The sequence below is a fragment of the Sporomusa acidovorans genome (genome assembly GCF_900101845.1).
Taxonomy (GTDB): domain Bacteria; phylum Bacillota; class Negativicutes; order Sporomusales; family Sporomusaceae; genus Sporomusa; species Sporomusa acidovorans.
In genome coordinates this window covers 54,480-61,860 of the sequence record NZ_FNAM01000035.1, presented here as the reverse complement: position 1 = coordinate 61,860, position 7,381 = coordinate 54,480, and the positions used below count along the sequence as shown (strand labels likewise).

Genomic DNA, 7,381 nt, shown 5'->3' with positions numbered 1-7,381 from the left:
CCATCGATACGATACTCTTTAAGCAGCTTCGCAAGATTCTCAAGGCGGATTGGGTTAGGACTCATACAGGAACAGGGAGTAGCCAGATACTTTTCGGCAATGGCCGCCAGCGGCGGTTTGGTTTCATCGACAAGCGTAACAAACTGTTTCATGCCGGAGCAATTTTCAATATAGACAACAGCGGCACTGCAATCCTCAATGATTTTGATGACTTTTTCTGAACCAACGCCTGTTGGCACGCCGGTAACCAAAATGCGTTTAGCGCCTTTAGGAAAAGCAGCTTCCCCTTTAGCAATCGCTTCTTCCATATCCTGAGTAACAGCCTTGATTTGCGCGGCAAACTCCGCCCGGTCAAGCACAAAGTTTCTGCCCCACATAAGTTTCAAGAAATCCTGTCCGGTCATAGGAACCGGGTCATGTTTCATACATTCGGCCAGCTTTTGCATCAACCGCCGTTCCTCATTAAGGACTTTAATCGCTGCCCGCAGCTTTTCATCAGTAATCTCGCTTCCCAGTTCTTTTTCTAAAACATCTTTCAGTATTCTTACTTCATTTAACCAATAGGCCTTATCAGTTTCATCAAGATACGTCTGCGGCAGTTTCATAACGTGAACCGGCTTAAAGCTCTGCATAAGCTCAAACATCTTCTTTTTGCCGTCGCAGGTTGTTTCGCCGATAATTATGTCTGAATAGAGAAAATAGGGACACTTATCTGTTACGGCAAAGCCATAGGAGGATTTAATCAACGGACAAAAATTGCGCGGCAGCGTTTTTTCCCCGTCAGGAATCGCTTCCTCTTTGGTGGCGCATAGGGCGAAGCCAAGCGCATCCGCCGCCAGCACAAGTTCTTGCGGCGCATAGACACAATAGAACCCTACCACTTTTTTTCCGGTCTCTTTGATCTGTTTGAGCACAGTAAACATATCGGCCATAACCATTTCCCCCAATTCTTGTATTGATCTTAATTGACCTGAACCGCATCCCAGGCAAAAAGAGCCGCTCCGATCGATCCGGCAAACACGGCCTGATCATGGGTAATGACCGGCAGCCCGAGCCTTGTAGCAAGCTCAGTCCTGAGAGCCTGATTCTGAGCAAGACCGCCCGTAAAGGCTGCCGGCGGTGCCGGCTGAATTCCCGCTGCCATAGCTGCCACCCGGTTCGCAATGGAAACATAGAGCGCGGCAATGATTGCCTCCCGGGCAATTCCCCTGTTGACCAGACCGATAACCTCAGACTCAGCAAATACGGTACACATCGAATTAATCGTACATTCCGAACTCGCAGCCTTGGTATCAATCCGGCCAATTTCAGCCACATCAAGGCCCAGGGCGTTCGCCGTAACCTGCAGAAACCGCCCTGTCCCGGCAGCGCATTTATCATTCATAACAAAGTCCTGCACCTTGCCTTGTCCGTCAATCCGTATGGCCTTAGCATCCTGCCCGCCAATATCAATAACCGTTTTAGCCTCAGGCAGCAAATAGGCAGCACCGCGGGCGTGACAGGTTATTTCCGTCATGGCTTTGGTGACGAAAGGCAAGTTAAACCGTCCGTACCCTGTTCCTACCATGCAAACCGGCGCGGCAACCTCCTGTTGAGCAAGAGCTGACTTAAGCAGGGCAGCAGCTTGCTCTCTGGGGTTCCAGCCGGATGGACAGCTTACACTTGTCACCCGTACGCCATCATACAGACTAAGCTTAATTGCTGAAGAACCGGCATCGATACCGGCAACTACTGTTTGTTTCATAAATCACCTGCTATCACATATTAATAGATAAAATTAAACAGTATAATAAAAATAATCTATGGTTTTATTCGCTGTTCACTTTGTTATTCCTGCCGTTAAGGCAAAAAAAGCACTCCAGACGCGCCAAGCGCGTTGGAGTGCTTTATAAGGTCTTGATAAATTACTCTTCGCCAAACAGAGGTGTTGACAAATAGCGTTCCCCAGTGTCCGGCAGGATAACAACAATGTTTTTCCCCTTGTTTTCCGGACGCTTAGCCAGCTCAGAAGCCGCATGCAGCGCTGCTCCGCTGGATATCCCCACAAGCAATCCCTCAGTAGTGGCAGCATCTCTGGCCGCCTGGAAGGCTTCTTCCGTTTTTACTGTAAAGATTTCGTCAATTACCTTGGCGTTAAATACATCCGGTACAAAACCGGCGCCAATTCCCTGAATTTTGTGCGGACCGGGATTGCCGCCCGACAGCACCGGTGAATCAGCCGGCTCTACGGCCACAGCGACGATACCAGGCTTGCGCTCTTTAAGAGCCTCGGCAATCCCGGTAATTGTACCGCCTGTGCCAACACCGCCGATAACAATGTCAACGGCTCCATCCGTATCGCTCCAGATTTCCTGCGCTGTCGTTTTACGATGCGCTTCAGGGTTTGCCGGGTTTTTGAATTGTTGCGGAATCCAGGCATTAGGAGTTGTTGCCACAAGTTCCTCCGCACGCTCAATAGCCCCTTTCATGCCTTTAGCGCCCGGGGTAAGCTCAAGCTGCGCACCTAGCGCTTTAAGCAATTTGCGCCGTTCAATACTCATGGTTTCCGGCATGGTAAGAATCAGCTTGTAACCGCGGGCGGCAGCGACAAATGCCAGGCCCACTCCGGTATTACCACTTGTTGGCTCTACAATAACCGTATCCTTATTAATCAAGCCTTTATCTTCGGCATCTTTAATCATGGCGTAACCAATGCGGTCTTTAACACTGCCAAGAGGATTAAAATATTCCAGCTTGGCAAGTACCTTACCGCCTATTTCTCTTTTTGCACCGAAGTTTTTCAGTTCAAGCAGTGGCGTATTGCCAATCAGCTCTGTCAGATTTTGATAAATTTTAGCCATATCATTCACCCTTCCACTTTGATTAATAATATTCTAACCTTGTTACCTGCAATTAAGTATAGTGTGACCTAAGAAAATAAAAAGAGGCAATCGAAGCTAACTCAGCCGCCGATTGCCTCCGGTTTTCCGGTCAGCAAAACTATTGGTTTATTATTTATATGTTAGCACGCCAATCGGAAACTGTCAATCACTTTTCGGAATTATAATTGCGGCGCAATTTTTTCCTTAAAGACTTGCTTGCCGTCTTTCATTTCCAGTACAACCACACTCTTGATTGGGTTATGGTTCGCATCTACCGTCATCATGCCTGTACTCAACTGCAGATTCTTGGTTTGCTCTAATGCGTCACGGATTTTAGCAGGATCAGTGCTGTTGGCCCGTTTGAGCGCATCGATCAAGAATAAGCCGGCATCATAACCAAGAGCGGCAAAAACGCCAGGTTCTTGGTTGTACTCTTGTTTGTAGGCTTCCCGGAATTTCACGACATTAGGATCGGTATCCTGGGAAGAGAAGTGACTGCAGAAATAGGTATTATTAAGCGGCGCCGCGCCGGCAATTTCTACCACCTTAGCATCATCCCAGCCGTCTGCTCCGAGGAATGGCATATTCATCCCCATCTCCCGGGCCTGCTTGACGATTTTACCTACTTCCTCATAATAGGCCGGTAAGAATACAACATCAGGATTCATGGCTTTTATCTTGGTCAGTGTGGATTTGAAATCCTGATCTTTTTGCAAGAAAGCTTCTTGCCCTAAAATCTGACCGCCGTTTTTGGTAAATACAGATTCAAAGGATTGGGCCAGCCCTTTTGAATAATCGGAACTGCTGTCAATATAGATAGCCGCAGTTTTCGCTTTCAGGGTATTGCTGGCAAAATTGGCCATAATAGTCCCCTGTAACGGATCGATAAAACAGGACCGGAATGCATAGGGACGGGTTTTTCCATTGTCAACGGTAATTTTTTCACTGGTTCCTGTCGGTGTAATCAGCGGAACTTTGTTGTCTTGCGATACCTGTAAGGTGGCTATCGTATTGGAGCTGGTCGCAGGCCCTAAAACCGTGACAACCTTATCCTGGGTAATAAGTTTAGTGATGGCGTTGGTTGCTTCCGCAGCCTCTGACTTATTGTCAGCCATGACTAATTTAATTTGTTTTCCATTAATCCCACCGGCCGCATTGGCCTGCTTAATAGCCAACTGAATACCGTTAACGGCCTGTTTGCCATAATTGGCGACACTACCGGTTAACTCAAAGTTTCCACCAATCTTGATTTCATTAGCCTCTTGCTTGGCGCCGCCGCCGCAACCGGCCAATGCGCCTGCCATCAGCAATGTACTCATGGCTATTGCCATAAATTTTTTTCGCATTTTTCTCTTACTCCCCCTTTTCCTTTACAGCTTACTCCTGCCCCGGATAGTCAGAGGTTTCCGCTCAGAGTGTATCTGCATTAAGGATTTTATGTATTTTGTACTCAAAACAAACTATACACGTTAACACGATTCTTGTCAATATACTATTTATTGTATTTTATACGAAAACACATGTACTTTTAACATGTATAAAAAAGACAACCTCTTCGCTAGCGAAAAGGCTGCCTATTTTTCTAAAATTTTATTATATTCCATCTCCATAAAGGCCGGTCAACTTGGTAACCCGGTATTTTTCCGTTCTTTCAACTTGCGTAATTTGACCTGCCTGGATTTGGATAACTACCTTGCCATATTCCATACCGCTGACTGATTGCAACAGGCGTGTCCTAAGAGCAGGCCCACCGGTTGCAGGCTTACCTGCCACCGGTTTAGCCGCCGATCCGTCAATTCGAATTTTCTCAAGCTTCTCCATTTGAATAATCTTTGAATCTTGTAGTACCAATGTAACAGAGCCAAAACTGATCGTCAGCACAGCCTGTTCAATCAGACCAAGAATTTGATCGGAAACATGATTACCCATTGCTAAACTCCTTTCTGGGAGAATTATGCCTGCTTGACACGAAATCCCTGGGTCTCTGAAATTCTTCGACCAATCCCCAGAATTTTTCCGGTAATACAAAAACGGCAGTGAGCCGGCGTGTCATTTATGCAAATTTTTCCCGGATAAAGCTGGTATAGCTGACGGTATTCTCCTTCAGTGACATTGGGCATAACCACATTCGCCCCCCGTTGTAGCGCCAGTACCCTACCTTGCGGATTTAACGATTCCATAGCGGTCGTGGCCGGAATATTACTATCAGGCAGCAGCAGACGCGTCATAGCCATGACTTTGGTACTTTGCTCAAAAGTACCGCCTTTCTCGGCAGCCAGCGGCGTATCCGGATTGGGAATAAAGGGGCCTACGCCAATCATATCGGCATCCAGTTTTTTAAAAAACAGAATATCATCGGCTAAGGATTCCACCGTCTGCCCGGGAATGCCCACAAGACAACCGGTTCCCAGTTCAAAGCCCAATTCTTTCAGATCAATCAAACACCGCACCCGGTTGTCCCAACTCATTCCCGGGTCCAGTTTTTCATACAAATCTTTATCAGTAGTCTCGATGCGGAGCAAATAGCGATCGGCACCGGCTTCCCGGTATTTTTGATAGACTTCACGCGGTTTCTCGCCCACGCTCAAAGTTACTGCCAAATCCATTTCTTTGATCTTTTTTATTAAGTAAGTCATGGTCTCAACATCAAACCATTCATCTTCACCAGACTGCAGCACAACGGTACGATAACCATAGGATTGGGCTTTTTCCGCAAATTCAACAATGGTTTCCGGTTTCAGCCGGTACCGTTTTAGCTTGTGGTTATCACGCCTAAGACCGCAGTACAGACAATTTTGCTTGCATATATTGGAAAATTCAATCAATCCGCGCAAATGCACGTCATCGCCCACATATTTCCGTCGAACCCGGTCAGCCGCGGCAAAAAAATCCTCCACATAGTGAGTGTCCCTTAACAGCGCAACAACATCGTCTTTAGCAAGAGCATGAGTAACTTCGACTTTGCGAATTAATGCCTGAATATCTCTCCCAGCAGACATGGTATTAATACCTCTCCTTCTCTTCCGTAAAACACTTACTTCCTTTTTTACTCATGATATATGGTTTTTTTAGTGACGTCAATAAAAAAAGAAGGCATAGCTGACCAATCAAAATTTTCTATTGACAAAACCACATAACTGTGGCAAAGTTAAATGCAAGAATTTTACATGTGAATAATAAACTTATCAAGAGTGGTCGAGGGACTGGCCCTATGACACCCGGCAACCGGCATTTATGCAAGGTGCTAATTCCAGCGGAGCAATCCGGAAGATGAGTAATTACGTGAGCAGACGGCTTTTCTTACGGAAAGCCGTCTTTTTATTGCGAATCCTAACTTTAAGGAGATGATTGTCGATGAAAATTTCCACCAAAATTGTTCGCGCCGGCCTGGTTACCGATAAATCCACAGGTGCCATCAGCACGCCGATCTATCAGACCGCCACCTTCCGTCACCCGGAGCTTGGCCGGAGCACCGGTTACGACTATTCCCGCAGTCAGAACCCCACCCGCAAAGCTGTCGAAGAAACCCTGGCAGCCCTTGAAGAAGGCCAGGCAGGCTTTGCCTTTGCCTCTGGCATGGCGGCTATTACAGCAGTCCTCATGCTATATCGTCCCGGCGATCATCTGATCATTACTGAAGATTGCTACGGCGGAACCTATCGTGTCTTGGACAAATTGTTTACTCAGTTTGGCTTATCAGCCACTTTCGTCGACACCAGTGATACCCAGCAGGTGCGTCAGGCACTGCAGCCGGCAACCAAGGCAATAATTTTGGAAACTCCTACCAATCCGCTGATGAAAATCGCCGATATCAAAGCTATCACGGCAATCGCCCGTGAAGCCGGCGCCCAGCCCATTCACGTCATTGTTGATAACACTTTTTTATCACCCTATCTGCAGCGTCCGCTAACGCTTGGTGCGGACATTGTTATCCACAGTGGCAGTAAATACCTGTCCGGCCATAATGACGTAGTATGCGGTTTGGTGGTGGCCGGCGATCCCCTCCTCTGTGAAAAGATCGGCTTTATTCAAAATGCTACCGGCTCTATCCTGGGGCCCCAAGACTGTTGGCTATTGCTGCGGGGCATCAAAACACTGGCAATCAGGCTCCGCCAACACGAAAAAAATGCGCAGGCGGTCGCCGAATGGCTCACTCAACATCCCAGTGTTACCAAGGTTTATTATCCCGGCTTAAAAGACCATCCCGGCAAAGCAATCCAGGATGCACAGGCTACAGGCTATGGCGGTATGCTGTCATTTGTCGTGGATCATCCCCGTCTGCCCGCGCAGGTGCTGCGCAAGGTGAAAGTCCTCCAATTTGCCGAAAGCCTTGGTGGTGTTGAATCATTAATCACCTTCCCGGCCATACAAACCCATGCCGACATCCCAGTAACGATCCGTGAACGCCTGGGTATCAGCGACTGTCTACTGCGCTTGTCTGTCGGCATTGAAGATGTTGAGGACATCATTGCCGATTTGGCGCAAGCGCTGGAACAATAACAACCATTTTAATTGTAATG

General features: G+C 47.4%; 7 protein-coding genes and 1 riboswitch. Of the genes, 1 reads left to right on the top strand and 6 read right to left on the bottom strand.

What is annotated here, in order from left to right; genetic code table 11:
• The 6 genes from BLR65_RS20430 to hydE form a co-directional block, all read right to left on the bottom strand.
• Positions 1–932 (bottom strand): double-cubane-cluster-containing anaerobic reductase (locus BLR65_RS20430; protein WP_218130652.1); only part of this gene is annotated, 932 nt, incomplete at its 3' end.
• 29 nt (positions 933–961) lie between these two features.
• The gene (locus BLR65_RS20425; protein ID WP_093796029.1) at positions 962–1,744 is read right to left on the bottom strand and encodes an acyl-CoA dehydratase activase; all 783 of its coding nucleotides are present in this window, start codon (positions 1,742–1,744) and stop codon (positions 962–964) included.
• 160 nt (positions 1,745–1,904) lie between these two features.
• On the bottom strand, positions 1,905–2,840 hold the full coding sequence (gene cysK / locus BLR65_RS20420; protein ID WP_093796028.1) for a cysteine synthase A: 936 nt from the start codon (positions 2,838–2,840) through the stop codon (positions 1,905–1,907).
• 200 nt (positions 2,841–3,040) lie between these two features.
• Positions 3,041–4,165 (bottom strand): ABC transporter substrate-binding protein, encoded by a 1,125-nt coding sequence (locus tag BLR65_RS20415; protein WP_373657743.1) that lies wholly within the window; start codon positions 4,163–4,165, stop codon positions 3,041–3,043.
• 289 nt (positions 4,166–4,454) lie between these two features.
• Positions 4,455–4,790 (bottom strand): YezD family protein, encoded by a 336-nt coding sequence (locus tag BLR65_RS29950; RefSeq protein WP_093796026.1) that lies wholly within the window; start codon positions 4,788–4,790, stop codon positions 4,455–4,457.
• Between the two features lie 23 nt (positions 4,791–4,813).
• Positions 4,814–5,860 (bottom strand): [FeFe] hydrogenase H-cluster radical SAM maturase HydE, encoded by a 1,047-nt coding sequence (gene hydE, locus BLR65_RS20405; protein WP_093796025.1) that lies wholly within the window; start codon positions 5,858–5,860, stop codon positions 4,814–4,816.
• A gap of 180 nt (positions 5,861–6,040) precedes the next feature.
• A riboswitch (SAM riboswitch) is annotated at positions 6,041–6,138 on the top strand.
• A gap of 77 nt (positions 6,139–6,215) precedes the next feature.
• Here hydE and BLR65_RS20400 point away from each other — a divergent pair.
• Positions 6,216–7,361 carry a trans-sulfuration enzyme family protein gene (locus BLR65_RS20400; protein WP_093796024.1) on the top strand — a complete coding sequence of 382 codons (1,146 nt, stop codon included), beginning with the start codon at positions 6,216–6,218 and terminating at the stop codon, positions 7,359–7,361.
• Positions 7,362–7,381: the final 20 nt, after the last annotated feature.